Annotated in this window: 32 protein-coding genes; 7 read left to right on the top strand and 25 right to left on the bottom strand. The window is 41.4% G+C overall.

What is annotated here, in order from left to right:
* Window positions 1-132 precede the first annotated feature (132 nt).
* On the bottom strand, window positions 133-1,266 hold the full coding sequence (dnaN, locus tag V6B33_RS01840) for a DNA polymerase III subunit beta (protein WP_334216032.1): 1,134 nt from the start codon (window positions 1,264-1,266) through the stop codon (window positions 133-135).
* Window positions 1,267-1,448: 182 nt separating this feature from the next.
* Here dnaN and V6B33_RS01835 point away from each other — a divergent pair, with 182 nt between their 5' ends.
* Window positions 1,449-2,588 (top strand): hypothetical protein, encoded by a 1,140-nt coding sequence (locus V6B33_RS01835; protein WP_334216031.1) that lies wholly within the window; start codon window positions 1,449-1,451, stop codon window positions 2,586-2,588.
* An 81-nt stretch (window positions 2,589-2,669) separates the two neighbouring features.
* On the opposite strand, the gene V6B33_RS01830 is transcribed toward V6B33_RS01835, so the two are convergent.
* The 3 genes from V6B33_RS01830 to V6B33_RS01820 all read right to left on the bottom strand — a co-directional run bounded on the left by V6B33_RS01830 (window position 2,670) and on the right by V6B33_RS01820 (window position 3,791).
* A complete protein-coding gene (locus V6B33_RS01830) occupies window positions 2,670-2,915 on the bottom strand; it encodes a hypothetical protein (RefSeq protein ID WP_334216030.1) in 246 nt (81 codons plus the stop codon).
* A gap of 47 nt (window positions 2,916-2,962) precedes the next feature.
* The gene (locus tag V6B33_RS01825) at window positions 2,963-3,313 is read right to left on the bottom strand and encodes a cupin (RefSeq protein ID WP_334216029.1); all 351 of its coding nucleotides are present in this window, start codon (window positions 3,311-3,313) and stop codon (window positions 2,963-2,965) included.
* Window positions 3,314-3,458: 145 nt separating this feature from the next.
* Window positions 3,459-3,791, bottom strand: coding sequence for an HIT domain-containing protein (locus tag V6B33_RS01820; RefSeq protein ID WP_334216028.1), 333 nt, complete (start codon window positions 3,789-3,791; stop codon window positions 3,459-3,461).
* Between the two features lie 292 nt (window positions 3,792-4,083).
* On the opposite strand from V6B33_RS01820, the gene V6B33_RS01815 reads away from it, so the two are divergent.
* The 3 genes from V6B33_RS01815 to V6B33_RS01805 are packed head-to-tail and all read left to right on the top strand — an operon-like array spanning window position 4,084 to window position 7,878.
* On the top strand, window positions 4,084-6,195 hold the full coding sequence (locus tag V6B33_RS01815) for a BglG family transcription antiterminator (RefSeq protein WP_334216027.1): 2,112 nt from the start codon (window positions 4,084-4,086) through the stop codon (window positions 6,193-6,195).
* A 19-nt stretch (window positions 6,196-6,214) separates the two neighbouring features.
* Window positions 6,215-6,481 (top strand): PTS sugar transporter subunit IIB, encoded by a 267-nt coding sequence (locus V6B33_RS01810; protein ID WP_334216026.1) that lies wholly within the window; start codon window positions 6,215-6,217, stop codon window positions 6,479-6,481.
* Between the two features lie 29 nt (window positions 6,482-6,510).
* Window positions 6,511-7,878, top strand: a complete 1,368-nt coding sequence (locus V6B33_RS01805) for a PTS ascorbate transporter subunit IIC (RefSeq protein ID WP_334216025.1) — start codon at window positions 6,511-6,513, stop codon at window positions 7,876-7,878.
* 762 nt (window positions 7,879-8,640) lie between these two features.
* On the opposite strand, the gene V6B33_RS01800 is transcribed toward V6B33_RS01805, so the two are convergent.
* From V6B33_RS01800 to V6B33_RS01710, 19 genes are all read right to left on the bottom strand, one after another.
* Window positions 8,641-8,919, bottom strand: coding sequence for a hypothetical protein (locus V6B33_RS01800; RefSeq protein WP_334216024.1), 279 nt, complete (start codon window positions 8,917-8,919; stop codon window positions 8,641-8,643).
* A 405-nt stretch (window positions 8,920-9,324) separates the two neighbouring features.
* Window positions 9,325-9,495 carry a hypothetical protein gene (locus V6B33_RS01795; RefSeq protein ID WP_334216023.1) on the bottom strand — a complete coding sequence of 57 codons (171 nt, stop codon included), beginning with the start codon at window positions 9,493-9,495 and terminating at the stop codon, window positions 9,325-9,327.
* A gap of 91 nt (window positions 9,496-9,586) precedes the next feature.
* A complete protein-coding gene (locus tag V6B33_RS01790; protein WP_334216022.1) occupies window positions 9,587-9,874 on the bottom strand; it encodes a hypothetical protein in 288 nt (95 codons plus the stop codon).
* Between the two features lie 96 nt (window positions 9,875-9,970).
* Window positions 9,971-10,648 carry a YesK family protein gene (locus V6B33_RS01785; RefSeq protein WP_334216021.1) on the bottom strand — a complete coding sequence of 226 codons (678 nt, stop codon included), beginning with the start codon at window positions 10,646-10,648 and terminating at the stop codon, window positions 9,971-9,973.
* 388 nt (window positions 10,649-11,036) lie between these two features.
* Complete coding sequence (locus V6B33_RS01780; RefSeq protein ID WP_334216020.1) at window positions 11,037-11,534, bottom strand: kinase; 498 nt, start codon at window positions 11,532-11,534, stop codon at window positions 11,037-11,039.
* Between the two features lie 221 nt (window positions 11,535-11,755).
* Window positions 11,756-12,583: an MBL fold metallo-hydrolase gene (locus V6B33_RS01775; protein ID WP_334216019.1), complete on the bottom strand. Its 828-nt coding sequence runs from the start codon at window positions 12,581-12,583 to the stop codon at window positions 11,756-11,758.
* A 217-nt stretch (window positions 12,584-12,800) separates the two neighbouring features.
* Window positions 12,801-12,995, bottom strand: coding sequence for a hypothetical protein (locus V6B33_RS01770; protein WP_334216018.1), 195 nt, complete (start codon window positions 12,993-12,995; stop codon window positions 12,801-12,803).
* Between the two features lie 26 nt (window positions 12,996-13,021).
* A complete protein-coding gene (locus V6B33_RS01765) occupies window positions 13,022-13,951 on the bottom strand; it encodes a zinc-dependent alcohol dehydrogenase (RefSeq protein WP_334216017.1) in 930 nt (309 codons plus the stop codon).
* Window positions 13,952-13,961: 10 nt separating this feature from the next.
* Complete coding sequence (locus V6B33_RS01760) at window positions 13,962-14,306, bottom strand: ASCH domain-containing protein (RefSeq protein ID WP_334216016.1); 345 nt, start codon at window positions 14,304-14,306, stop codon at window positions 13,962-13,964.
* Between the two features lie 38 nt (window positions 14,307-14,344).
* Complete coding sequence (locus tag V6B33_RS01755; RefSeq protein ID WP_334216015.1) at window positions 14,345-14,947, bottom strand: GNAT family N-acetyltransferase; 603 nt, start codon at window positions 14,945-14,947, stop codon at window positions 14,345-14,347.
* Between the two features lie 62 nt (window positions 14,948-15,009).
* Window positions 15,010-15,744 carry an alpha/beta fold hydrolase gene (locus V6B33_RS01750; RefSeq protein WP_442915458.1) on the bottom strand — a complete coding sequence of 245 codons (735 nt, stop codon included), beginning with the start codon at window positions 15,742-15,744 and terminating at the stop codon, window positions 15,010-15,012.
* 194 nt (window positions 15,745-15,938) lie between these two features.
* Window positions 15,939-16,679, bottom strand: coding sequence for an alpha/beta hydrolase (locus V6B33_RS01745; protein WP_334216013.1), 741 nt, complete (start codon window positions 16,677-16,679; stop codon window positions 15,939-15,941).
* Between the two features lie 88 nt (window positions 16,680-16,767).
* Window positions 16,768-17,169, bottom strand: coding sequence for a DUF4181 domain-containing protein (locus V6B33_RS01740; RefSeq protein ID WP_334216012.1), 402 nt, complete (start codon window positions 17,167-17,169; stop codon window positions 16,768-16,770).
* 19 nt (window positions 17,170-17,188) lie between these two features.
* The gene (locus V6B33_RS01735; RefSeq protein WP_334216407.1) at window positions 17,189-17,860 is read right to left on the bottom strand and encodes an HAD family hydrolase; all 672 of its coding nucleotides are present in this window, start codon (window positions 17,858-17,860) and stop codon (window positions 17,189-17,191) included.
* Between the two features lie 11 nt (window positions 17,861-17,871).
* Entirely contained in the window at window positions 17,872-18,312 is a 441-nt protein-coding gene (locus tag V6B33_RS01730; protein WP_334216011.1) for an NUDIX hydrolase, read from the bottom strand.
* Between the two features lie 148 nt (window positions 18,313-18,460).
* The gene (locus tag V6B33_RS01725) at window positions 18,461-19,111 is read right to left on the bottom strand and encodes a YdbC family protein (protein WP_334216010.1); all 651 of its coding nucleotides are present in this window, start codon (window positions 19,109-19,111) and stop codon (window positions 18,461-18,463) included.
* 24 nt (window positions 19,112-19,135) lie between these two features.
* Window positions 19,136-19,579: a pyridoxamine 5'-phosphate oxidase family protein gene (locus tag V6B33_RS01720; protein ID WP_334216009.1), complete on the bottom strand. Its 444-nt coding sequence runs from the start codon at window positions 19,577-19,579 to the stop codon at window positions 19,136-19,138.
* A 36-nt stretch (window positions 19,580-19,615) separates the two neighbouring features.
* Entirely contained in the window at window positions 19,616-20,056 is a 441-nt protein-coding gene (locus V6B33_RS01715; protein WP_334216008.1) for an NUDIX hydrolase, read from the bottom strand.
* Between the two features lie 40 nt (window positions 20,057-20,096).
* Complete coding sequence (locus tag V6B33_RS01710) at window positions 20,097-20,633, bottom strand: DinB family protein (protein WP_334216007.1); 537 nt, start codon at window positions 20,631-20,633, stop codon at window positions 20,097-20,099.
* Between the two features lie 901 nt (window positions 20,634-21,534).
* On the opposite strand from V6B33_RS01710, the gene V6B33_RS01705 reads away from it, so the two are divergent.
* Window positions 21,535-22,776, top strand: a complete 1,242-nt coding sequence (locus tag V6B33_RS01705) for a S8 family peptidase (protein WP_334216006.1) — start codon at window positions 21,535-21,537, stop codon at window positions 22,774-22,776.
* A gap of 150 nt (window positions 22,777-22,926) precedes the next feature.
* Window positions 22,927-23,478, top strand: coding sequence for a 2'-5' RNA ligase family protein (locus V6B33_RS01700; RefSeq protein ID WP_334216406.1), 552 nt, complete (start codon window positions 22,927-22,929; stop codon window positions 23,476-23,478).
* 448 nt (window positions 23,479-23,926) lie between these two features.
* Here V6B33_RS01700 and V6B33_RS01695 read toward each other — a convergent pair whose 3' ends face one another.
* Both V6B33_RS01695 and V6B33_RS01690 read right to left on the bottom strand, forming a co-directional pair.
* A complete protein-coding gene (locus V6B33_RS01695; RefSeq protein ID WP_334216005.1) occupies window positions 23,927-24,130 on the bottom strand; it encodes a hypothetical protein in 204 nt (67 codons plus the stop codon).
* Window positions 24,131-24,254: 124 nt separating this feature from the next.
* Window positions 24,255-24,776 (bottom strand): hypothetical protein, encoded by a 522-nt coding sequence (locus V6B33_RS01690; protein ID WP_334216004.1) that lies wholly within the window; start codon window positions 24,774-24,776, stop codon window positions 24,255-24,257.
* A 274-nt stretch (window positions 24,777-25,050) separates the two neighbouring features.
* Here V6B33_RS01690 and V6B33_RS01685 point away from each other — a divergent pair, with 274 nt between their 5' ends.
* Window positions 25,051-25,767, top strand: coding sequence for a DUF421 domain-containing protein (locus V6B33_RS01685; RefSeq protein WP_334216003.1), 717 nt, complete (start codon window positions 25,051-25,053; stop codon window positions 25,765-25,767).
* The last annotated feature ends 9 nt before the right edge of the window (window positions 25,768-25,776 follow it).

Here is a 25,776-nt window from a genome sequence, read left to right as displayed (position 1 = left end):
TCATTTATTCTCTCTTCATAATTAAAATATTGTGATGTTAATAAACGATCCTGCCTAATAGAAAATAATAGATAATGAAATAGCTGAACATCACTGAAAGGTCTCCAGCCATTGCTCCCATTAATAAGAAAATTAATACGACCGCACCGGAGAAATAAGATGCAGACAAGTAGAATTTCCGATAGGTTCGATCAACACGGGTTTCATTGATCCACCGAAGCTTACTCTTATTTCTTCCTCTTTTATTGCTCTTAAAGCATCCATTAGAAAATTCCCATCCAGTGAGATGCTTAACTCCATTTCTCCGTCTATGCTCTTTATAGGCTGTGTTTCTTCTATTTTCCCTATTTCTGAGGAGTTGGAGGAAATCTTTATTTTCGTACCATCTTTGATTTCTACATACACATTGTTATTTTTCCATTCACTTGCAAATAGACATGCCCTGTCAATTCCTTTTAATAACTTTTTAGTGTCAAGGGTTATGACCGTCTTCGCATCTTTTGGCAGTAATCCTGAAACGGTTGGATAATTCCCTTCAATTAATCGTGAATAAAGCGATGCAGTATCTGATTTAAATGCCATATAGCTTTCCGATACAACAATATGTATGAAGTCTGTTTTGTTATGGATTAACTTTATAAGTTCGTTCAGGCTTGTACTTGGCACAATGAATGAACCCTTTATAGTTGAATCAATCGGTAGTTCTCTTACCGCTAAGCGATGGGAATTCGTTGCAGCACACGTCAGACGGTTTCCCTCGAATGACAGATTGACTCCTGTCAGGATCGGTCTGGTTTCATTCTTTGCAACCGCAAAAGCAGTCTGTTTAATCATGTCGATTAATTCTGAACTGGAGATCCTTACGTGATTGGTTTCGTCAATTTCAGGAAGACTCGGATATTCTTCAGAACGGAACCCGTTAAGACTGGTTACAATTTCATCGGATTGCAGGGTGATCATTTGCTTCTCGTCCGCTTTTACATGCATGTTGCCCCGTGGTAACTTCTTAACAATTTCACTTAAATATTTGGCCGTTAACACCACACTGCCAGTTTGATTTACCTCAAGTATCTTCTCACCGTCTATCGTCAAAGGAATCATTTTTTCAATAATAAGATCGGAGTTGCTTCCGATCAGCATCAAGGAATCTTGATGGGCCGTAATCTTAATTCCGGTCAAAATCGGGAAAGGTGTCTTCATGGATACTGCTTTACTGACATCAGAAATCGCTTTACTAAACCATTCACTATCTATCCTAAATTCCATTACCAGCTCACTCCAATTTAATCGCTAGTAGAAACATTCGACAAACTTCCCTAAGATTCCTTTTCTGGAAAAATTAAGCCTTACTCGGATTCTCAGAATCTTCCAACCAAGAAAAATATCAAATTGTTTTACATAGGTTTCATATTCCTCCATAATCTTCTGTGTAGAAAGGGGGAGTGGCCATGAAAAAATTATCGCTGATTCTTTCAGCCGGATTGCTTATACTGGGGGCATGCTCCAATTCTTCGACGTCCGAGAAGACGGGTAAGGAAGTCACGTCTTCAGAACAGGACAAGTCAAAAGAGGAAAAGAAACAAGATGAAGAAACGAATGAAAAGAAAAAGGAAGAATCCCAACAGCCTTTTAAAGCGCTGGAACCAGCTGAAGATGCTGTTCCTCTGAAGGAACGTCTGTCAAAAGAGGAACAAAAGGAAATTCCTGAGGAAGAAAATCTTGATGAAGATAATGCTGGTGAAAAAAAGCAGGAGGAGAATACCGAACGAGAGGTTCCTCTGGGTGAAACGCTGGCAAAAGGCGCAAAAGATCTCTCCGATGGACCGTTGAAGGATCATCGGCTGGTTACCTACTATGGGACGCCGCAGTCTGTACATATGGGGATTCTGGGTACGCTCGAGCCGGAAGAGTTCATGAAGAAATTGAAGGAACAGACACAGGCATACTCCGATCTCGATCCCGGCCGTCCTGCGGTGCCGACGATCGAGTTGATCACGACGATGGCACAGAATGCTCCGGGTCCTGACGGGGATTATGTGCGGATGACGTCTGAGGAAAACATTGAAACGTATGTGGAGCTTGCGGAGAAGCATGACGCGCTTGTGATCCTTGATATCCAGCTTGGGACGGACACCGTCATGAATCAGGTTAAAATGGTCGAGAAATGGCTTAAACACCCGCAGGTACACCTGGCGATCGATACCGAATTCCACGTCGCAAAAGGGGAGAAACCCGGCGAAGATCTCGGGCAGGTAGACGGAAGGAAAATCCAGGAGGCAGTCGAGTATATTTCGGAACTTACGGAAAAGAACAACCTGCCGGATAAACTGGTCCTCGTACACCAATTCACCGGTCCCGTCCTGACGCATAAAGACGCGATTCAGCCGACTGAAAACGTCGAAGTCGCCATCAACTTTGACGGCTGGGGACCGGCTGCAGACAAGCAGGCCCTGTACGGAAAATACATTCGTGATGAACCGAACCAGTATGGCGGCTTCAAGATCTTCTATGATAAAGACGTACCGGTCCTGACGCCGGAAGAAGTATTGAAGATGGACCCGAGTCCGGCGATTGTTAATTATCAGTAATGTAAAAAAGCACAGGGATGGTTCTTTTGCGTAAGGAGCAGGGGAACCATCTCTGTGTTCCCACTGCTTTCCCAAGGAGTGTCACTCCTTTTTAGAAGTCTCATTCTTCATATAAAACAAATACGCACATGCTATGACGACGCCAATGATAGAAATGATGACCGAATACCGGAAGATTTGAAAGAAAAACTGGGAAAACGGCGTTACCTCATACGAACTCATCCCTTCAAAATCAGTTGTCATTTTTTCTCTTTTAAAAAAAGCTACAAATAAGAAAAAAGAAATAATAAATGAATATATCCCTGTTTTCACTAAAATTTTCTCCAAATTATATCTCTCCCCCAAATGAAAACTTCACTGTTTAGCAGCCTTTTCTATATAGCATTCAAAACCGAAGCGTCCAACTCTTCGCTCTCTATTACAATGGCAGTCAGCCCCTTATCCGTTTTCGTTTCATGCCAATCGTCTTTTTCCCAGTACACCGCTTCCCCGCTGTGAACCTTGATGAATTCATCCGTTTCCCCTCTAACCCAGCCTTCTCCGCTTACAACCAACAGAAGCTGCGGCACGACTGCCTGGTGATAACCAATCACCCCATTTTCATCCAGATGCATACATCCGATATGCGCCGCTTTCTCCGTTTTCGTGATACGGGACATCACAAAATCAGAGTTGAATTTAGTGATTTTCTTTCCTGTTTCTTTGGTAAATTGATAAATTTCCATGGTCGTCCTCCAATGGTAATTTAATATTTTTAATAGAGATCCTCCTCCTCTCAATTTCTAGCACTTTTGACGTGTCTGTCTCAGTAACTCCATATCCCACAAATCCCCCTCTATATTTTCTCAATCTAGCATTCCCTAACTAACCTCAAGCCCCCAAAGGCTTCCCAGAAACTATATGCCAATGCAAATGCTTTGAATCCTGATAATTCCCCAGATTAGTAATCACCCGGCAGGCACCATGTTCTTCGGTTACCATGGCAGCCACCTTTTTGATTACACCTAACAGTTCAAGGAGCAATGCATTGTCACTGTCCTCAAGTGCGATTAATGAAGAAATATGTTTCTTCGGGATGGCAACGATATGTACAGGATAGAATGGGCGGGTATGATGATAAGCCAGCACATTTTCTGTTTCTATCACTCTATCCACTTCGGTCTTTCCACTTAAAACCTCATCACAATAAAAGTCATTCGTCATTTCATCATCTCCCTAATTAACAATTCCATATACCAATTATTTCAAAATGTTGACTCTTTAACAATCGTTTATACAATATATTTGCTCTTTCGTTAATCCTTTCCTTCCAATAACCCCACCTGACTCCTATCTGTTCAATCTTGCAAAAATACACAAACAAACTCTGCACACTGAAACCCCTTTCATTACTTGTAAATAGACTCTATACTAGATTCATAAGATGATCATCAAAATTTCAAAAATACAAAACTGCAAAATTAAACCTGAAGTCAATAAGCAAGGAGGATCCTCCATGGTATTGGATAAGAGACGTGCACACTTATTATCCATCATTCAACATTCGGCTGATCCCGTCCCTGCGAAGGATCTGGTTGCGAGGATGAATTTGTCTCAACGGACCATTTATTATGACCTCGACCAGATCAATAGCTGGCTGCGGACTCAGAAGTTAGAAACCATTGACAGTAAGCATGGACAGGGATTGTTTCTGCCCCCTGAATCAAAATCGAAGCTGATGCTGATGCAGGATGAGAGTTTCGAAGATTGGCAGTATCAATTGTCGAAGCCGGAGCGAGAAGTTCTGATCAAGGCGAAGATTTTATTGGAAGAACAAGATGCAACGATGAAGAGCTTCATGGACTTGACGAGCATGAGCCGCGGGACGATTGCGAAGGTTATCAAAGAGATCAAGCAGGAGTTCCAAGGAGCCGGTCTGGGGCTTTACTACAAAAAAGGTTCCGGGTACCGATTGAGGGGATCGGAGGATGCAAAGAGAACGATGCTATCCACTATTCTCGCGACCATCTTCTCTCACCAGGATTGGCAGAACGTCCGGAATGAGGTGTACAAGATGATCCATCCGGAAGCCGCCACCTGGTCAAGTGAAACCGATCAGAGACGAGTAGTGAGGGAAATTCTTTTCGAAGCGGAAAGAGATATGAAATTGACGCTGACGGATGAAATGGTCGAGATCCTTTCCCTGCAGATCCTGATGATCATGAAGCGGATAGAGCTGAATGAGTTCATCCAGGTGCCCGGGGCTGAAAAACAGGTGTTAAAGCAGACGGAAGCCTATAAGGCCGCCATGCACATCACGAAGAAACTCAAAGCGTACAAAGGAGTCATCTTCCCTGAAGATGAAATCTGCTTCATCACGATGAATCTTCTCGGCTCCAAAGTCCAGCATGATAATTTTGACCATTACACTGAACAGGAATTGTCGGGACTCAGGAAAGTCGTCCGCAATATGATCGATGATTTTCAGTTGTATTCCTGTGTCGTCTTCGATGACCGGCGCGGGCTGGAAGAAAACCTGATATCCCATATCAAGCCGACCTATTACCGGTTGAAATACGGACTCCATATTGTGAATGATTTAGCCGGAAGCATCCAACAGACATACCCTGATATTTTCCACCTGACCAAACGGGTGATGAGGCATTTGGAACTGTATGTCGGCAAAAGGGTCCCAGAAGAAGAAGCAGCCTACATCACCCTTCACTTCGGCGGCTGGCTGTCGAAAGAGGAAAAGACGGTCGAGACGAAGTTCAGGGCCCTCATCGTTTGTGAGAACGGGATCGGGACTTCGAATATGCTCAGGACCCAGTTGGAGAATCTGATCGCCGGGCTGAATGTGACCGCCACGATTTCGATGAGAGAATACCAGACGAAGGAACACATGGCGGACGTCATTTTTTCAACTAATTATATAAAAGCGAAGGACATTCCCGTCATCCATGTTCCCGCCATCCTGACGAATGTGGAAAAGGAACGGGTCATGCAGCGGATGAATGAACTGTTCGATTCGAATGCACCCGGGAAAGTGATGACCGATCACCTCATAGAAGTCATCAAGCGACATGCGGCCATCCATCAAGAAGACGAATTAAAGCATGAACTGGGCCGCTTCCTGAAACAAAAAACACCACAGATAAAGGAGCTAAGAAAGCCTATGCTCAATGAATTACTGACAGATGCAACGATACAGCTGAAAGACCGTGTAAAGGATTGGGAAGAAGCTATCGAAACCGCTGCCCAGCCGCTGATCGACCAGCATTCGATCAAACCGTCATACGTGGAGGCGATGATCGAAAACGTGAAGGATTTGGGTCCTTATATCGTGATTGCCCCGGGGATCGCCATCCCCCATGCACGTCCGGAAACGGGAGTCGAAGAACTGGGGATGAGTTTCCTGCGGCTGAAGGAAGCAGTTTCTTTTTCCGAAAAAGAAAAGCATCGTGCCCAGCTGATCATCGTGCTGGCAGCGATCGATAATCAAACCCATTTAAAAGCATTGGCACAACTCACCGAACTGTTATCCAATGAAGAGAATGTGGAGAAGTTAATCTCAGCAGATGACCCAAGCACCGTAATTGAATTAATTAACCAAACTATTGAAGTGTAAATAAGAGGAGGAAATCAACATGAAAAAAGTATTAGTAGTATGTGGAAATGGATTAGGAAGCAGCATGATCGTTGAGATGAACATTAAAGCGGCACTTAAAGAAATGGGCAAAGACGCAGAGGTATCCCATACGGACTTAACAACGGCGAAGACGGAGCAGGCAGACCTCTTCATCGGGTCGGAAGATATTGTAGAAAGCCTTGAAGATGGCCGTAAACATGTCGTGAAACTGAAGAACTTGATGGATAAAAACGAACTTAGAACGGCGTTGGAGCAAAATATCTAGTCCCACTTTCAAACGAAGGAGCGATACAAATGGTTGATATCATTATGAAGGACATCCTTGGTACTCCCGCAATCCTTGTCGGTCTTTTTGCCTTAATCGGACTTCTGGTGCAGCGGAAAAATTCAGGGGATGTCGTGTCTGGAACGCTGAAGACAGTGATGGGCTTCGTCATTCTCGGAGCGGGTGCAAACGTGCTCGTCCAGTCACTGGGACAATTCAGCAGCATGTTTAATGAAGCCTTCGCGGTCGACGGGGTCATCCCAAATAACGAAGCGATCGTAGCCCTGGCTCAGGAAAGCTTTGGTACGGAGACCGCGATGATCATGCTGTTCGGTATGCTCGTCAATATTCTCCTTGCCCGTTTCAGCCCTTTTAAATACATCTTTTTAACCGGCCACCATACCATGTTCATGGCCTGCTTGATTGCTGTTATCTTGACCACTGGAGGATTTTCCGGTCTATCATTGATCATCCTCGGTTCGATTATCCTTGGATCACTGATGGTCCTTTCCCCGGCGATGCTTCAGCCTTTCACCCGTAAAATCACCGGCTCGGACGACTTTGCCATCGGGCACTTCGGATCGATTGGTTATTTAGTATCCGCGATCGTCGGTAAAGCAGTCGGCAAAGGATCAAAATCAACAGAGGAAATCAAAGTTCCAAAGTCTCTAGGATTTCTAAGAGATACTTCCGTTTCTGTATCATTGACCATGGTCATCTTATTCTTTGTCGTCGCAGGTGCTGCAGGTCCAGCATTCGTTGAAGGTGAACTGAGCGGCGGAAAGAATTTCCTTGTTTTCGCCTTCATGCAGGGGATCACATTTGCCGCCGGTGTTTACATCATCCTTGCCGGTGTTCGGATGCTCCTCGGTGAAATCGTCCCTGCGTTCAAAGGGATCGCAGACAAGATTGTCCCGAATGCGAAACCGGCGCTTGATTGCCCGGCCATCTTCCCATTCGCCGGAAACGCCGTCATCATCGGCTTTCTGTTCAGTTTCATTGCCGGTCTCGTCAGCATGCTGTTCCTGCCTTTACTCGGCTTGAAGGTCATCGTCCCGGGACTCGTCCCTCACTTCTTCACTGGTGCAGCGGCAGGAGTATTCGGAAATGCAACCGGCGGGCGCAGAGGGGCAGTCATCGGATCGATGGCAAACGGCGTCATGATCAGCTTCCTGCCGGCCCTTCTGCTGCCTGTACTTGGCTCACTCGGATTCCAGGGAACCACATTCGGAGATGCTGACTTCGGTGTCGTCGGCATCGTGCTTGGAAACCTTGTGAAGCTGTTTGATTCAGCTGGTGTTCTGTTTGCAGCAATCATTGTAATTTTAGCGGTATTGTTTTTCATTGGCTTTAGGTCTAAAGCTGGTGAGAGTAAGGATGGATCAGAAGCAGCTTGATTCTTGAGTTGATGGAGTCCCGTGATTCCCTTTTTAGGGAGTGCGGGGCTTTTTTAGGTGGACGGGGAGGGGAACTTTGTTTATGCTTCGTTTGGCAATAACGGGTCAAGGTACCTGTCCCCGACCCGACACGGTTGCCAGCAGTTGTTTAAAGATTTTTCGACAAGTTGGTTGATAAATAGGGAATGTGAATGTGGCTTGAATAATTTATAAGTGGCACGTAAATTTGGAAAGTGGCTTGTATTTTTGAAATATGGATTGAATAGTTTCAAAGTGGCTAGAATCGTTTGGCTGGAAGCCACTTAACCGTCCCCTGCCCCCGCTTTCTTCCGTTAGGACAGGGGCACCTTCCGATTTATGCTGATTTTTCACGATATATGCTGACTAATTTGGATTTATGCTGAAAAAAATGATTTTATGCTGACTTTTTTCGATATATGCTGAATTATTTCGTTTTATGCTGAATTTAACAGAAAATCCCATATCGAGATAATCTTTTTGGCTCTTGGACAAGTTACCTGTACCGATGGTTGCTCCCCTTGAAAAATATACTACCAATCCCGTCCCTCTCCAGATTGATAGTTACTGCTTTCTCCAGATTTTGTTGAGGAATCGATTCCGGATGTGTGTTTATTATTGTTATTCTTCTTTCTTTTCCAGTCAATTAGCAAAGCAAATGCCATGATCCCTAAAATCAGCATAATATACCACCACACCATAACACCTCCAATTTTGTGTTAAAGGCAACCCAGGTACAGTTCTTCATTGATCAGTCTTAGTTATTAGACCAATCATTAGTATGACTACGCCATTTATAAGAAACAAAACAGCATATATTCCAGAAATAATTCCTGTACCAAATCCATAGGGGTCAAACGGACTTATTGAAATTGCTGTGATAAAGAAAACGATCGGAGACAATAAAATAAATAATACTCCTGATATAACCTTTTTCTTTCCATTACCTCCAGATACCTTAAATGCAACAAAGTTCGATATTCCCAAAGCTAAAATGACGATTAGTATAAATAAAGCCGCCATAGCTCCACCACCCTATATTTGATGACAAAGAAAAGAATTACCTTATTCATTTATAAACAAGCTTAAAACAAATGATGACACTAAACCTGCCAATGCCACAATTAGCAAGGACAATGCAATAGTATTTATAGTGAGACCGCTCCATCCCCCTATTGCGAAACTGACTACCCAGCTTACAACCGATACAATCGTAAGAATCAAAAAGAACCTGACATGAAAGAAAGATTTCAATCTGACGTACTTTTGAAGAATTTGAAAAATGACTGCCAAAACAAGTCCAATAATAATTAAAGAAAAGAAATTAATTGGGTATATAGCTTATCTCTCCTTTACACTTGGCATTAGGTTGTTTTAAAATCGGGATCATTGCCTAATGACTTCCGATTGTTGAATAAAGATAATCGATTATACAGAGGTAAAACCTAGAACTGAAACTGTCTCACCATCTGTTAATCCATCTCTAATCATTTCCAAGATGAATTCTCCCTGAAAAATAAACACTAGTAAAAACAAAATAGACAATAAGATAATCACACCAAAGATTATTGAAGGAATTAATCCTTTTTTCTTTTTCATTGGTCTATTCCCCCTTGTAAAAATTAGACGGAAACCCAATTATTCAGGTTTTAAATAATTCTTTTAAATAGTCTTGGACCTACCAAACCATTCAGTTAATGATATGTGTAGTATTTTTCTTTTTATTTTTCGATTTTATGATAGTGACTACCAGCATAATTAGGCTGTTGAAGAGCAATAACAATGCTAAATATGCTGATCCAAATGCTTGGCCTTGATCGTGAAGATAACTTGCATAAGTAAGGCCAATAATATGAAACAAAACGGGGATGACAAGCATTATTAAACAAAGAATCCGATTGGATTTACCTTTGCTCTTGTTCCTTACAAATAAAAACCATCCACCTGTAACTATGAAAATTGCTAATAGAATTAGCATATAATTATTCTCCTCCATACATTAGGTTTAGTAAATGAGGAGAACTGAAACAAACTAACGTCCCTAATTCAGCAATAAAAAACTTAATTACTGAAATCACTCCCCCATCACCTTCTCACCAATCGATTCAAACACTACACCCTCCTCCGTCCTCACAGTCAGCGGCTCTTTAATTTCATCTACACCAATCATGATATAAGGGGTATGATTTTTGTATTCACCTTCAGAGATTTCGAGGATGATTTCGGTATCACCCATCTTGCTGACTTTTTTCACATCAATTTCTTTACCCAAATACTCTTTGCCGAGGGTCAACGTTACTTGCTTCATTCCTTCTGAAATGGTGGTGACTCTGTAGTAATTTTCATGTTCATGGTCAGCAGACTCTATATATTTCGTACTCCCTTCTTCAATGATCCAATGATTCTCTTGGAAATAGAGAAGGATAATGAATGAGGCTGCAAAGATGATCGGCATGGCAATGAGAATGGTTTTATCTCTGTGGACGAGTTGTTTTGGTTCTCCTTTTGCCGCCAGGAACTTCAAGGTAATCGCACCGATGATCGCGGTAATCAGACAGCCGACCCCCAGGAAACCATATGCCATTCCTTCGAATCCACCCACAATAAACAAACCATAGGCCGTGATAAGAATGGAGGCGAAGAAATTGACGAGCGGCGGTATATAATACGCCCCGATTTTTTTAGAAATCGTGTACGTGAAAATGAATAGCAATACACCCCAGAATAAACCCATAAATAATAAAACCATCATAGGATTTCTCCTCTCTTATATGAAAAATAACTTTAAACTAATGGCTGTCATGGTGAAAAATCAATCACTCCATTGAAATCAAATTCCACTTCTTATTGAAAGAGTAATTCTCAAGAATTCCTTTCAGCCATTTGCCGCTACTAAAGAGACGATTCACACTCAATAAAGTTGCATTATTTTTCCTTTTTTATAAAAAAGACCGTCTCTGAGTGTATGTAGTTTAATTATTATTGAAAAGGCTTCAATCAACATTTGAAATCATATGAATATGAACACAGTGAACAACGCATAAAAAAGCTCAGAGTTCTAGATGAAATGCTCTGAGCTTTACTATAGTATGAGGTTGATGCCATAAAGAAGGATAATATATCAACCCAATTTGGAATCATTACTCTTGGATTTGACTTAGAATCAGTTTCAAAATATCGTTTTGTGACATGTCATTCGTCAAAATTATTTCTCCATCAACGCCAAGACTATCCTTTGGGTTCCACCAAGCACGTAACGACTCTTCACCGAATTCCTTTTTTTTAGAACTTGAGTTGTGACGTATTACTGTTTCCTCAAAAGATAAATCAAAATAATATGTATATGTCTTTTGATCAAAAAACTGGATTAAGTTATTCAGCATTTCACCATATCGATTTTTATACAAGATTCCTTCTACTATTACGTGGTTACATTTATCCTTCCCATATTCTGCGATTTGGCGAATTAAATCTATTGAAAGGTTCCCTTCTTTATCGTGAACCTTTAACATATCACGACGAATGTTGTCCTGAGAAACCAAGAGTGTTCCGTGCCCTAAGTAATGTTGAAGATTTTTCGCAATCGTTGTTTTCCCACTCCCAGAGTTTCCGCGTATGATAATTAACTTAGACTCCATTTTATCCCCCTGCTTCTCCCGATTACCATTTTATATCAATTGGTTATACCATCACTTCTTTTTAAAAGATTCTGCCAGTTAATGTAAAGGCATAGACTATTGATATGTTCAAGCTCTTTCTAATTTCCATCTTAATGCAATGGTTGGCATTCTGATTAATAGTTTACTCATCTGCCTACCCTAGTTACAAAGTACGCTCTGCTACTATGGCAGGCAGATTTTCACGTATCAAACAATTCCCCGTCAACCGCTTTTATATAACGATCCGCCGAACGTTGAACTGCAAGAAGAGCATTCTCTTTTATGACTCTGTGAAAAGCGTTGTATAGCCTGTTGAATGGCAGCTCCATAACTTTCTTTGCCATCTCCTCCACTTTACCTGCAGGCAGAGGGATCAAGTTCGGATAACTGTACATAAAGCTCACCCAGTCGGTATCGGCAACAACTTGAATGATATCCCCGGTCAAAAGGACACCTTTCCCGCGATCTCCATTTTTCCAATGCAGCACTGCACCGCCTTTAAAATGCCCGCCAAGACGATGCAGGTTCAAGCCTTCACTCAACTCTATTTCCTCACCTTCCCATAAACGGATAGACTCACTTGGCTCCATTATCCATTCCTGGTCATAGCGATGAATATAGATTGGGGCATCGAATACTACAGCCCAATCCACCTGTCTTGAATAGTAATGGGGATGAGAAAGGGCGATTGCCTGGATCCCGCCCAATGAACGGATGAACGCAATCGTTTCAGCATCCAGGAATGTGATGCAGTCCCACAGGACATTGAAACCGTCGTTCACGATTAAATAAGCTGTTTGCCCGATTCCTATTTTCGGTGTCGTCGTGATACTGTACAGCCCTTCTTCTTCCTTCTTTATGATATTTTGATAGTTTCCACTCGCCACTAAATCATCATGTGTAGTCCAAGATTGACCATCAGGATTGACGTACTGCCTTTCTTCTTCGCAGATGAGACAGTGTTCAGGTTCGCTGTTACTTTCAGGGTATTGGACTCCGCATGTTGTACAGATGTATTTTTTCATCATTTATCCTCTCCAAAAATTCATTTGACTTAAGTTTACAAATATCACCTGAATTCTTCATCCTTCATTTAGAGGAGGATGGCTGCTACTTTAGTCGCAAGGATTCATCCAGACGCCTACCTGAAAGTGTTTTGAATATTTGATCCCTCCTGTTTCATTCTCTTTCACTTTTTGTCCTCCTCAATATGTGTATGGAAAGGATGATTTTCCTGTTGTAGAGTTACCTTCCAAAGAACGACGGTAGCTGTACGCCCAGATCAAACAAAGCACTCATAATTAAAAAGAAGAAAATAACCAACATACAGACCCCCACAAATACCGTCCAGCTTTTATTTTCTTCACTGTTTTTCTTCCTTCGGTATATTTTTTGAACTTTCCTTAACTTCCGGTTCTGCTCTTGTTCTTTCGGGTCCATCCGCTCCACTCCCGTCCGCTTAAAGGCTAATACTCAACCAGAACTTTCAAAGGGTTAACACGGCCATCCCCCAAGTCCATAAAACACTGAATCAACTCCTCTTTCCCGATTCTCAATTCAAACAGCCTATTCAACAGCGAGCCTCTTCGTCTAACATTTTCAAAATACCACTCAGCATGTTTCCTGTAGTCCCAGCCATCACTCGACCCGATGATCTTCAATTCCTTCTCATAAAATTCCGGCTGCAAATCAAAGATGTCTTTATTACCATCTGATAAGATGCATAACCCGGCCTCCTGTACGAGGGAACTCTGCAGGCAATGAAATGCATCCTTCTTTCCGGAACACTCCAGACCAAAGTGATAAAAATCTCTCGGGCACACCGATGTATCTGTAAATAAATCATTTACACCTAATTGCTTTGCCAGCTCTCTCCGTGTTGGATTTGGTTCCACCACGTCAATGTGATGGACATCCATATACTCCTTTAGAAAATAAACCGTTAAGAGTCCCATGGTCCCCATACCGGTCACCAGGACTTTATCTTCCTTGCCTGGATTCAGTTTAAGCACACCTTTTGCCGCGTCACATGACAAGATCGTGAGAAGTGCATCTGAATAATGAATATCCTTTGGGACCGGTATGGCCCTATGTTCCTGAATGACCCCGTAATCTTTATGTCCGTAAGACGCTACAACCTTGTCTCCTGCTTTCAGCACTTCAACCCCGGGACCGACTTCAACGATTTCACCGTAGTTTTCATACCCGGTTTCTTTAGGGTACTGCGGCTGTCTCTCCGTTATATCCGTTTCCAGGTACTGTGGCAATTCCGCTCCTATGCTGATGGCACCAGCTATTGTTTTTACCAGTACTTCATCTCTTTTAAGAGGTGGGATTTCTTTTTGAGTCCATTTCAGTTCTTGTTTTGCGTGTAGTACAAGTGAGTGTTGGTTCATATTAATCATCCTATTCAAGGAGCCTCACCCAAATAACCGCACCCATCGGATGCTTATAAGGGACCGGCTCTTTATACAATTTCGGTTTTTCAAACACCCAGGCGTATGTCCTTTTATAAGGCAGTTCTGCAGATTCTTCACTTTCCACACCATGGAATCTCCTGCTTTCCTGGTAATCTGTTAAACTCAGCTCTTTACTATCAATGAGATTTATTTCGCCAAATACCATACCCGAACCACTTTTTAGGAGCGCAATCGTCCCGCGTATGTTGGTATTCGATCCCCTGATTTCCCAGGTCTTCTTTCCTTCAAAAATTAGTTCGATCCATGGTGATTTGATGATTAGTCCTTTCATTGTGCTTCTCCTTTAAATGAACTGTTCGTTTGCAAAACTCAGTCGCCAATTTTTATAATAAGGCCACCAGATCCATGCCAATTCTTCCTATAATCCTCTTGTAAAATCCCATAAACCGCACAATCCTTATACTGATCTTTCGAGTTACGGATCATATCCCGAATCGTTCCTTCCTGTACCATCCCGGCCTTGCTCATGATTCTCCCGGAAGCTGGATTATCCGTGTTGTGTGCAGCAGAAATCTTATGCAGGTTCATATGCCTGAAGCCAAATTCAACTATTGCTCTCAATGCTTCAGTTCCATATCCTTTGTTCCACCACTCGTAGCCCAGTGAGTAACTCACCTCGCAATTCCCCGTTACTTTATCAATATCATACAAATCTATTTCGCCTATCAGTTCTGCACTTTCCTTTAACTTTATGGCCCAGTAACAAAATTCTTCATTTTTATAATCTGACACAATTTTGGTCAGCCTTTTTTCAGTTTGAGAGACTGATTGATGAGCGGCACTCACACGATTGTCTGATACTCTTTCGTCGGAGAGCCAATGGTCAAAGACTGCCTTGGTATCAGTGAGCTGGAATTTTTCTAGTATTAATCTTTCTGTTTCTATGCGTGGAGTTCCATAGTAGTTGATCATTTTGCACCTCATAAAAAATCATTGTAATAGAAGTTATCGGTGTCAATGTATTATAGATCTTATCAATTAAAAATCAGACTCTTAATCGCATTAACGACTACCCAGGGTTCATCATACTGAATATAATGCGCACTATTTTCTGCAGCGATATACTGGCTGTTTGAAGATAAAGTTAGCAATTCCTTCTGCATGTTGTTCCAGAGTTCTTGTGAATTTGGCGAATAATGAGCTTTTTTCCCTGCCGAAATGACAATTAGAGGGATATCAAGTTGCTTCCTTGTTTTCTTCAACAGTTTTAAACTTTCCATAAACTCATCGTAATTCCCTTCATAAACAAATTGCTCTTTGTATGCTTTCTGAAAGTCCACCGACATCGTTGGAAGAAATCTTTCTTTGTATTCCTCAGGTGTTGAATCAACCAATATTAACCCACTGACTTCTTTGGGGTACTCAGTTGCAAATAACCTCAAATTCACTCCTCCACATGAATGACCTACCAGTAGATATGGCAGCTGTATGTGCATATTGGTAAGCATTTCTTTTAACTCATCAACCATATGATCACTTGTCCTTGGGGCAGAGCTCTTTTCACTATTCCCTAAACCAGCACGGTCATAGAGTACAACTTCTGTAAATTCAGCTATTTCAGGAGCAATGTCTTTCCACGCTTTAGAATAGTCTCCATAGCCTGCATCCATCACGACCGTTGGTTTAGTTTTCTTATTTCCGAATACTTTCGCATAGAGCTTGAAGTCTTTTACTTTCACAAACTTTTCTTTAACTTGTATGTCTGTCATTGTCATAGGAATCCTTCCTTCAACCTGTACATTGCAGATCGCTGAATAAGTAAAATCTAACTATTTCATTCTATTATCAAATCACTACACGCTAATATCGTTTCCACATCTTCCGGATACATATGCTCCAAATCATTTATATCTGATAATGCTATCCAACCTGCTTCAATAACTGTTTGGTCAGGATCATGGATTTACCACTTTAATTGTTTAAGAAAGGATAGTATATCTTTATGAATTATTTTCTGATCATTTCCCAATGTCATTAAATGTTTAGAGTTAGGATAGCCTTGGACAGATTTATTATTTGTGCATACGCTATCATATATAATGGCTGCACTTTCTTTATATAAGGGCTCATCTAACTCTCCGTACATGATTCTTATAGGTTGATGTATCTTTTCTAAACCTTCCATGGTTGTTTCTAAATGTTGTTGGAAATCAAATAAGCACTTAGACGAGGACTTTTCTAATTCGCGAATTTCATAAGTTATTTTATTCTTATCCTTTCCTTCAAGTTGCTTGAAGGCTCTTGCATATTTAACAAGCCGGTCTTCCAATGAATTTACATCTCTTTTATAAGGGACCGACATAGTTATGATGCCATTAACGTTTAAGGTTTGTCCTGCATTCAATGCAAAGATCCCCCCTAGAGAAATTCCAATCACTGCAATCTGTGAATAACCTTCCCTATTTAAGTAATAGTACCCTTCTTCTACACTCCTCCACCAGTCACTTGGATCAGTGGAAATTAATTGTTCAGGAGGTAAACCATGCCCTTTATAAACAGGGGCATAACAGGAAAAACCATTCACATGTAAAAACTTCGCTAGTTCTCTTACATCACGAGTATTGCTCGTAAATGAATGTAATAATAATACCGCTTTTCTTCCTCCTTTTAGAAAGAAGTGCCTGGGTTTAACTACTTTCATCATTGTCTTTTCACATCCAACTTTCATGATTCAATACTTTACTATTTCCAGACTTACGCAAAAGCAACCCAATGACCATTACTATACTGGACTAAGAACCAATCAACCTAACCTGAACCACCGTTAATATCGCCGCTGCCATAATCAACATCTCAGCCAGCGTTAAAATTGCCTGCTTTGGATATTCACTATGCTTCCACTCAAAAAATGCCCTTACCCCATAGTCCAATACTAGAAAAAAGACTACTACAAATAAGTATAAGTAAATGATTCCTTTATTGTAGACCAGAACCCAGCTAAAACCGATCAGAGTGACTGCAGTAGTAATCCTAATCCATTTATCGATTTTGCCATGCAGGGCATTTATGTGATTATAGGAAAACAAATCTTTTTTCACTTTTTCTATATTGAATATCCTTCGTAAGATCAACTTAACGATCGAGATTAGAGCAAAGACAACAATCACAATCAAACTGAACTTTATCCAAAACACTAAATCACTCCAGTAACTTCTAAATCGGCTGTGAAACTCCTATTATGCTAAATAGCCTATCGAACGAATCGATCTCCGCATATGGTTTTATCTCAGTGTCATTCACGATCTTATGAGGGTTACACCATACGCCCTTTATATCTGCATCCTGACATCCGCCAATGTCCTTTACGATGTCATCTCCGACCAATAATGCATCTTCAGGCTGCACGCCAAGTTTATTTAAAGTTAATTCAAATATGCGTTTGTCGGGTTTACTGAATCCGGCTTCTTCAGAAATGACCACGATATCAAAACAGCAATTTAACTTTGTGTTCTTGATTTTAGCTCTTTGTCTCTGAATAGACCCGTTTGTTATGATGGCGACTTTAGCATGCTGCTTTATCGAATGTACGATATTCATAGTTTCCTTGTTGATAGAAAAGCATTGAGGAAAATGATGATTCCAAAAATCTTGAAGGCTATTGAGTGGCAATTTATGCCTTGGTGAAAATTCATCAAAAAAGGATCCGAGAACATTTGCTTTATTAAAATCACCATATGCCCTCTTATCATATTCTTTGAATTTTCGCAGCATGTCGTGAGCCACTGAATGTTCAACATCCGCATAACACTTTTCTAGAATAATCGAAAACATGTTGTCTACTGCCTGATCCCTATTAAGCAGGGTATCGTCTAAATCAAATAGGATTGCTTTATATCCTAACAACTAACTTCACAGCCTTTCAAAACGACGTTTAAATAATCTGCATGCCCTCTAACCAAGTCGACTTCACCTATAGATGCAATCCAAAAAAATTGAAAAGTATGGCCCGTTTCTTCTCCGCCACCTGTTGGCTGATGCTCCCATTGGTCACGCTCATCATGACAAACGATTTTATAAAAATACCTATTATGGACAGCACCGTCTTCATTTTCCCAATGATCTTCTGCTATCAGATTCTTAACATCGAAGGTTTCGAGTCCTGTTTCTTCTTTCACTTCTCTCATCACTGCGTTATACGTGCTTTCATTTACTTCCACCGTGCCTTTAGGAATTTGAATTCCTGCCTCGGGGATGCCTTTATGACGGAATACCAATACCTGAAGCTGTTCTTCTTTGACCCTTGTGATATACCCATAGGCTTTTTTGATAGGTTTCATATGTGTTAGACTCCCAATTTTATATATGATTTAACAATTCAAATTCTTTTTTTGATCATTCAGATACTACCAATTATTTCAAATTAAAGATCGTAACTCAAGGAAAACTTCCAGTAAAAAAAGAGCCTATCCCTTTGGATAAACCCCATCAGTTCGATCGGTCCGGACAAACACGCCATTCTTCCTCAACTTTAAATTCTTCTCCTGTCAGCTCCAACACATCATGTTTGGTTTCTGCCATTTTCAATAACTTTGGAAGGCTTTCTTCCATATAGCCTCGATGAACCGCTTCGCTCTCCCATCCAGTTAATACGAGGCAAAGATTTCTCTGCTTTTGGGAGAAGGCGAATGTTCCACCGAGCATTCCTTCTGATTTCTGCATGCCTGGATTCCAGACAATTTCCTGCATATCGGCAAAGTGCCGGACTGCAGCATCTTTTACCAGTGAAAGGGATGCCCGTATATAATTCGCTCGTACAACAATATCAAGTATGCCCGCTGCCATCCCGGCATTCTCAAGGTTTTCTTCAAACAATCTTATATCGATGGATTCGTAGGCCCCCCTTTGCCCTGACCGATCAACGATTTCATCATGTATTTCCTCCATAAAGAAAGCATACTCTCTTTGCGTTTTCCAAAACGAATAGATACAAGCAGTCAGTGGTTCTGCAGTACTCCATCCACCCAATTGACCTAAAAACCCATTTACTTCACTAAGGGGCTGCCACTGCTTTTGATGGTCAAAAAAAGCTTCTTTTTTACTTTCTTTTACCTTGCAGGAAATTCTTTTTATAATCATGAACGATCCTCCATGTTACTAAACTCAAATACTCGGCATAAAAGACTGGTCTCTCACCACTACTGTTTCTGGTGCAAATTTAATTAAAATATTGCTCTTACCCAAACCCTGAAATCTCGGATCCCAACGTTCTTCATCTGGTCCCAGATAACGCTCAAGCAATCGGGTGGCAATTCCTTTGTCAAAAGGCTCAACCGTTGCTTGACCTCTGAATCCTGCATGAAGTACTTTTCCTGTTACATGATCGAGTTCTACTATACCGATGGCACACGTTGGATTTTCTTCAATTCTTCCTGGAAAACTGTCTGAAGAAGGAGTCCCGATGATGTAAATATGCTCATCTTCCCAGTAAAACCAGACAGGTGACTCTCTGGGGCCGTCCTTAGATGAAGTAGAAAGGTGAGCAAATAGTGGTTTTTTCAGAAATTCATTTAAATCAAAGCCTTTATTTCCTGTGATAATTTTCAAAAATAATACATCCTCTCCCCTAACCTCACCGCTCGCTTAGGAACTATATTTCGTTCTTTTTCTAAGTAAATATGGTGCGGACGGGCTGCGTTTGATCAGTCCTTTTGCATTGCCTGTTATATGTAAGTAGTCTTCTGCTTCTTGAATAGACATCCAAGTTACTTCTTCAATTTCTTCCGGCATAGATATCGTAATCTCGCCGCCTTTGATCTTCCCTCTAAATACAAAGAAGACTACGTGGTGTCCTGCATCCTCAAAAAACGCTTCACTTACAGAAAAGACATCACCTATTTCGACATCCAAGCCTGTCTCTTCTTTTGCTTCGCGAATTGCTGCTTCTTCCAGCGTTTCTCCCGGTTCAACCGCCCCTCCTGGAAGGGTATAATAAGAAGAGTTTTCCCCTATATTTTTTACCATCAATACATTTTCGCGCAGTTCATCAAACAGAAGAACATATGTAACATCCACTCGCTTCATAAATTAGAAACCTCCTATAATTCACACCTTCGACCACTCATTATTCCCGCTCCGCCGGCCAGGAGCCTTGCTGTTTGCGAATGAATACAATCTGCCCGATGTGGTATACGTTGTGCATAATTTGACGGGCGAGACCCCCAACAAGTTCCTCATCCAGTTGACTGTCATTTATTTGTGCCAGTGATTTACGCAAATCCCCACAAATCAGGTGTGTTTCAGCAAGGTCTGCTTTCCATTTTTCAGAATCTGCCGGGTCCCCGGCATCTCCAAATGTATTCACTGCCAGGATTGCCTTCCATTTAGGATCTGCCGGCTCACCGATATCTCCATATGCTGCTTTTTTGTCAGATGCCTTTTTTCCGGGGGTTGCGTCATTGATTTGTCTAACAAGCACGGCATTGTAATAGTTTAAATGGTTCACAGTTTGCCAAATTGTATTCCCTCCCCCAGGGGGCTGCCAGCTTGCATCTGTGGAGTTCAAACCTTCAAGAGCAGATTCTAAAGGTAAAAACCAGGTCTCTGTATCCCAACAAAAATCAAATTCCATGCGAAAAACATCCATCAGTTCCAGGTTCATTTGCCTTCTCACCTCAAGTTAATCATATTCACAATGGGGTTGAAAAACATGATAGTACATTGCTTCTCACACTGAAATTGCTAAACAATTCTAAATTTTAACTATTTTCATATTGATTATCCGTTAATTCCTGGTTTTTATCAACAGACTTTAAATCACTCTGTACCAATCCCATCTCTTTCTTTAAAATACCAAACACTTCCTATGAATCCCCTTAGATGTCATAAAAGATTTATACAAAAACAAGGAAGCATGATGCATAATAAACCGCTTCATGCTTCCATCGACCTCAGCAAGTGAGGCTCAGTTCGATTTATGCAGACTTTTCATGATATATGCTGACTTATTTCGATTTATGCTGAAAAAAATGAATTTATGCTGACTTTTCCCTATATATGCTGACTTATTTTGTTTTATGCTGAATTTAATAAAAATTCCCATATAATGACCCTATAGTCATCCTTATGCCGGCTCACTAATAATCAGCTATCCTTCACTGTATTACTACTATAACAGTATGAATCCACTCTAAATCACACGTAGAACTCATGGTGCATTCTGGACAAATACCCCTCCCCGGAAAAAGTTTTCAAAACAGGTTGGGAAAATCCAGGACTTTATTCCTGTAAAAAAAGCTTGTCCAACCCTCTGTTTGATGAAAATTTTCCTCTATCGCCTTCAAATAACAAATTCTTCATTCAAATATTCAAGTATTTACCATAAGTGAGAATCTTCAGCCTATTCTGTAAATTAGAAAAAACTGTTACAATCCTGTTTAGTAAGAATCTCTACATAGTTCTTTCACTAGATGATTCTTGACAATGGATCCGAGCAAGGAGGCGAGCTTTTTAAAGGGAGACGTTAAACGGTTGGTTCGATTAAAATGGAGAGGGTGTTGTAAATGAAAGTAGGAAAGATACTTGGAACTGTCGTGATGAGTGCTCTTCTGGTCAGTCCGGCTTACACCAGTACGGTTGATGCCACAGAGAAAGCAGAAAAAGTCCGTGTTCTTATTTCATCCACCAATGACAAGGCAGAAGTCAGCGCTAAAAAGAATTACGATGTTCGCTGGGACTTCGACCAGAAAGGCTTTACGACCGAAGTAACCGAAGCGCAGTATACTGCCCTGCAAAAGAATAAAAACCTGTCTGTCAAACTTGTCGAAGAAGTATCATTGGAGGGCAAGCCTGGATCGAACGCATCAGCCGCTCCAAGTGACCAGACACCTTGGGGAATTGAAGCCATGTATGAGGATGCAAACATCAGCGCCACATCCGGCGGAAGCGGAGTGAGGGTGGCAGTCCTTGATACCGGCGCCAACACAAATCACTCAGATCTCGCTAACAATGTTGAGCAGTGCAACGATTTCTCCCAACGAAAAGCAAGCCTCGTGACGAACTTCTGTGAAGATAAGAACGGCCACGGTACACATGTTTCAGGCACAGTCCTTGCCGACGGCGGTGCGGGTGATGGGATCTATGGCGTGGCACCGGATGCCAAACTATGGGCCTATAAAGTATTGAATGACCGCGGCTCCGGCTACTCTGATGACATTGCAGCCGCTATCCGTTACGCTGCGGATGAAGCTGACCGCTTAAATGTCAATACGGTCATTTCGATGTCGCTGGGGGCAAGTTCTGAAAGTCCGCTGATTACAGACGCTGTGAACTACGCCTATAACAAAGGGGTACTTGTCGTCGCAGCAGCAGGAAATTCCGGTCCAAGCGCCAATACGATCGGATACCCTGGAGCGCTGGAAAATGCGGTAGCAGTGGCAGCACTTGAAGATGTCCAGGAGAATGGAACATACCGCGTTGCTGATTTCTCTTCCCGCGGAAATCCAAACACAGATGGCGACTACGTAATCGGTGTGCGTGATGTGGAAGTGTCAGCACCGGGTCGTGCCATTGAATCAACTTGGTACGATGGTACGTACCACACTATCAGCGGTACGTCGATGGCCACCCCTCACGTATCCGGCCTTGCTGCAAAGATCTGGGCGGAAAACTCCGGCCTGTCAGCAGCCCAGCTCCGTGCTGAAATCCAGGACCGTGCAACGAATAATGATATCCTTGGCGGCTCCGGTTCAGCAGCAGGAGATGACTATGCTTCCGGTTTTGGATTCCCGACTGTGAATCCTTAAAAAGAGCTAATAGTATAGAACGTAAATAATTGAATTAAGGGACCTGACATATTTTAAGTGATTAATATGTTGGGTCCTTTTTTTTATGGTTCTTTTATTAGAATTTTCTGGTAAACTAGTCAAAACAAAAATTAATAGAAGGGGAGAAGAATTAGAGTGGAGTATTTTATAGGGATTGTCCCGCCAGTAAACTATGTAGAACGAATTGAGCAATTTCAACGCAAATGGATGAGTCAATCAGGTGTGGAACCTCATATAACGTTGAAAGCACAAGGAGGATTGACTCCAGATAGAAAGTGGATAGACAAAATTCAAATGGCATGCGGGAATATCACACCTTTCCAATTATCCTTGGGCAAGCCGAAGTATTTTGGAGATAACATATTATATTTAAGTGTGAACTCTAATGAATTACACTTATTGCATCAAAAAATAGTAAAAGAGATTTCACCTTCAGATGAAGTGATAAAAAAATATTTTGAACTCGATGACTTTGTACCCCACTTAACTCTGGGGAAAGAACAGTACGGAGGCAACATTTCTACTGGTCTATCAAAAGAAGATCTAAAAGCAATGGAGGAATTGGCAGATAAAGAGCTGACACCTTATCCTGCATTTGAGGTGAATTTTATTAGGGTGTATGAGTTAAACGTAGAAAAGCAAAGGTATGATGCGTTTTTGGATATTAATTTGGGTAATTGAGATTGGGACAAAACAAAAAAACAACTATTTAAAGGCGAACATTATCAGTGTTAGACTCTAAATACCGCTAATGATTTCCGTGCAAGACTTCGCTTTCCGCGGGTAGCCCGTGAGCCTCCTCGTCGCAGTTCGTCCTGCGGGGTCTCACATAAGCTACTTTTCCCGCAGGAGTCTTCGTCTTGCACTCCAATCAACCGCTGGAACAAGCAAGATACTAAATAGACATTTGAACTAAGCTAATAAAAAACCTGAACTTATTTGAATTAGAATTCAAATAAGTTTGGGTTTTATTCAGACGAAAACACTTTTGTCCCAACCTCTTTTCCTTTGGAAGCCCACTTTTATCATAGTAGTCCCTGATGTCTTCAAAGATATAGATAATTATGGTGACCCTTAAATACCCCTAACCAAAAATGCGTAAAAAAGTACGCATAGCACACCTTATTCATCAGACAGGTTTCTTCAGCCTTTTGACAACCACCAACATCAGATAAATAAAAATTCCTGAACCAACCATGATGAGAAAAGTATTTGTAATCAGGTTAAAATCAAGATCAAGATCATTCACTACTTCTACTTCTCCGCTTCCATCAACAAGAATATACTTCCAGCCATCATATTCCAACGCAAAGATAGAGATAATCAAACCCAAGAAGAATCCTCCGATAATTGAAATTCAGCCTTTCTTCATTACAACACTCCTTTTGATACATCCTTACAACAAGCATATATACAAAGTGTTAATGCCGCCCCTGATATCCCTGATACTGCATCACTTAAAGTTCATCTTCATAAATTGCCGTACCTGCATCGTTGTAAATCGTTAAGTCAAGTTCACTTGGAATAGATAGATTGCTTTTATTCTTATCATAAAACATCAGCAATCCGTTTGTGCTGCCTATTTGTTGAACGACCGTTTTTCCATCTCCAAATTCCACCTTAACCTCATCTGCTTCTTTTAACAGTTTACTGTCATGGATAATGACATTTGCGTGGGGGCTTCCTGTGCTAGTCATCCCAACTTGTACCTTCTCTTTGCTATTTCCAGACCATCCAGTTTGGTTCACTGTCAGCTTGCCATTTTGTTCAGACAAATAATAAATGCCATTTTCATATAAAACCAATGAAGAATCCTGTACTTCTTCTACCGCTAATGGTTCAATGCCTTTTTCTTCAGTAAATTGTTCAATTTCATCTTTTGATAAAGAAGAATGCCCGATTCTTTCTTCACCTTGAAAACATCCTGCTGCCATAATGCCTAATGAAAGTAAGAACATGAATAGAATGGTCTTTTTCACCAAATCCCCCCTTATCAACTAACCTATCACCACGAGAAAAAGTCCCTAATTCACTTCAACTACTACCAATTATTTCAAATTCCAGCCACTTACTCAAGGAAAATTCCTCAATAAAAAGAGACCTACCCTGCTTCGATAAGCCCCGTTCTATATATGAAAACACTTTGCCCATCTAGAGGACTACTGGACACTTCATGAATATTTATGATGATTCGACTGAAACAGTCAATTTTGTCCATACTAAACCATATCCCTGTTTGAAAGGAGGAGAACCATGACCATATTGGAACTGAGCTTCCGGCTGGTCCTTGCATTTTTAACGCTGCTTATCCTGGCACGGGTGATGGGAAGAAAAGAAATTTCACAGATGACCTTCTTCAACTTTGTCTCGGCCATCTCTTTGGGTACACTTGGCGCTTCCCTTGCGGTCGATTCCACTTTAAGCGTTAGAAACGGAATGATAGCCTTAGGGGCTTGGACCCTATTTACATTGGGGACGGGATTATTGGACTTAAAGTCCAAAGGTATCCGCAAAGCCGTGGAAGGAAGTCCTAAAGTTGTGATCCGGGAAGGGAACATCCTCGAGGGAGAGCTTCGTAAATTAAGGCTGGATGTAGATGCCCTGAACGAGCTGCTCCGCAAGAAAAATGTCTTTTCGATTAAAGATGTGGATTATGCCATTTTTGAAACAGATGGAACGCTTTCGGTTTTGAAAAAAGAAGCAGCACAGCCTTTAACCAAAGCCGACAGGATGAATGCCGCCCCTGCTCTCAAACACTATCCGATCCCCATACCCATAATCGAAGATGGACGCTATAATGAGAAACACCTTAAGGATTACAACATTTCAAAGGAATGGGTCGATCAACAATTAAGCAAGCAAGGACTCCATTCCAGTTCCAACGTCTTTTATGCAGAGCTCCAGACGGATGGAACGCTCTTTATTGATTGGGTGGATGGTCCTCAAGATGAAAGCCCCAGGGTTCATTGAGTGAACTTT

The organism is Mangrovibacillus sp. Mu-81 (genome assembly GCF_036867415.1).
GTDB lineage: Bacteria > Bacillota > Bacilli > Bacillales > Bacillaceae_B > Rossellomorea.
This window is presented reverse-complemented; position numbering and strand designations above follow the sequence as displayed.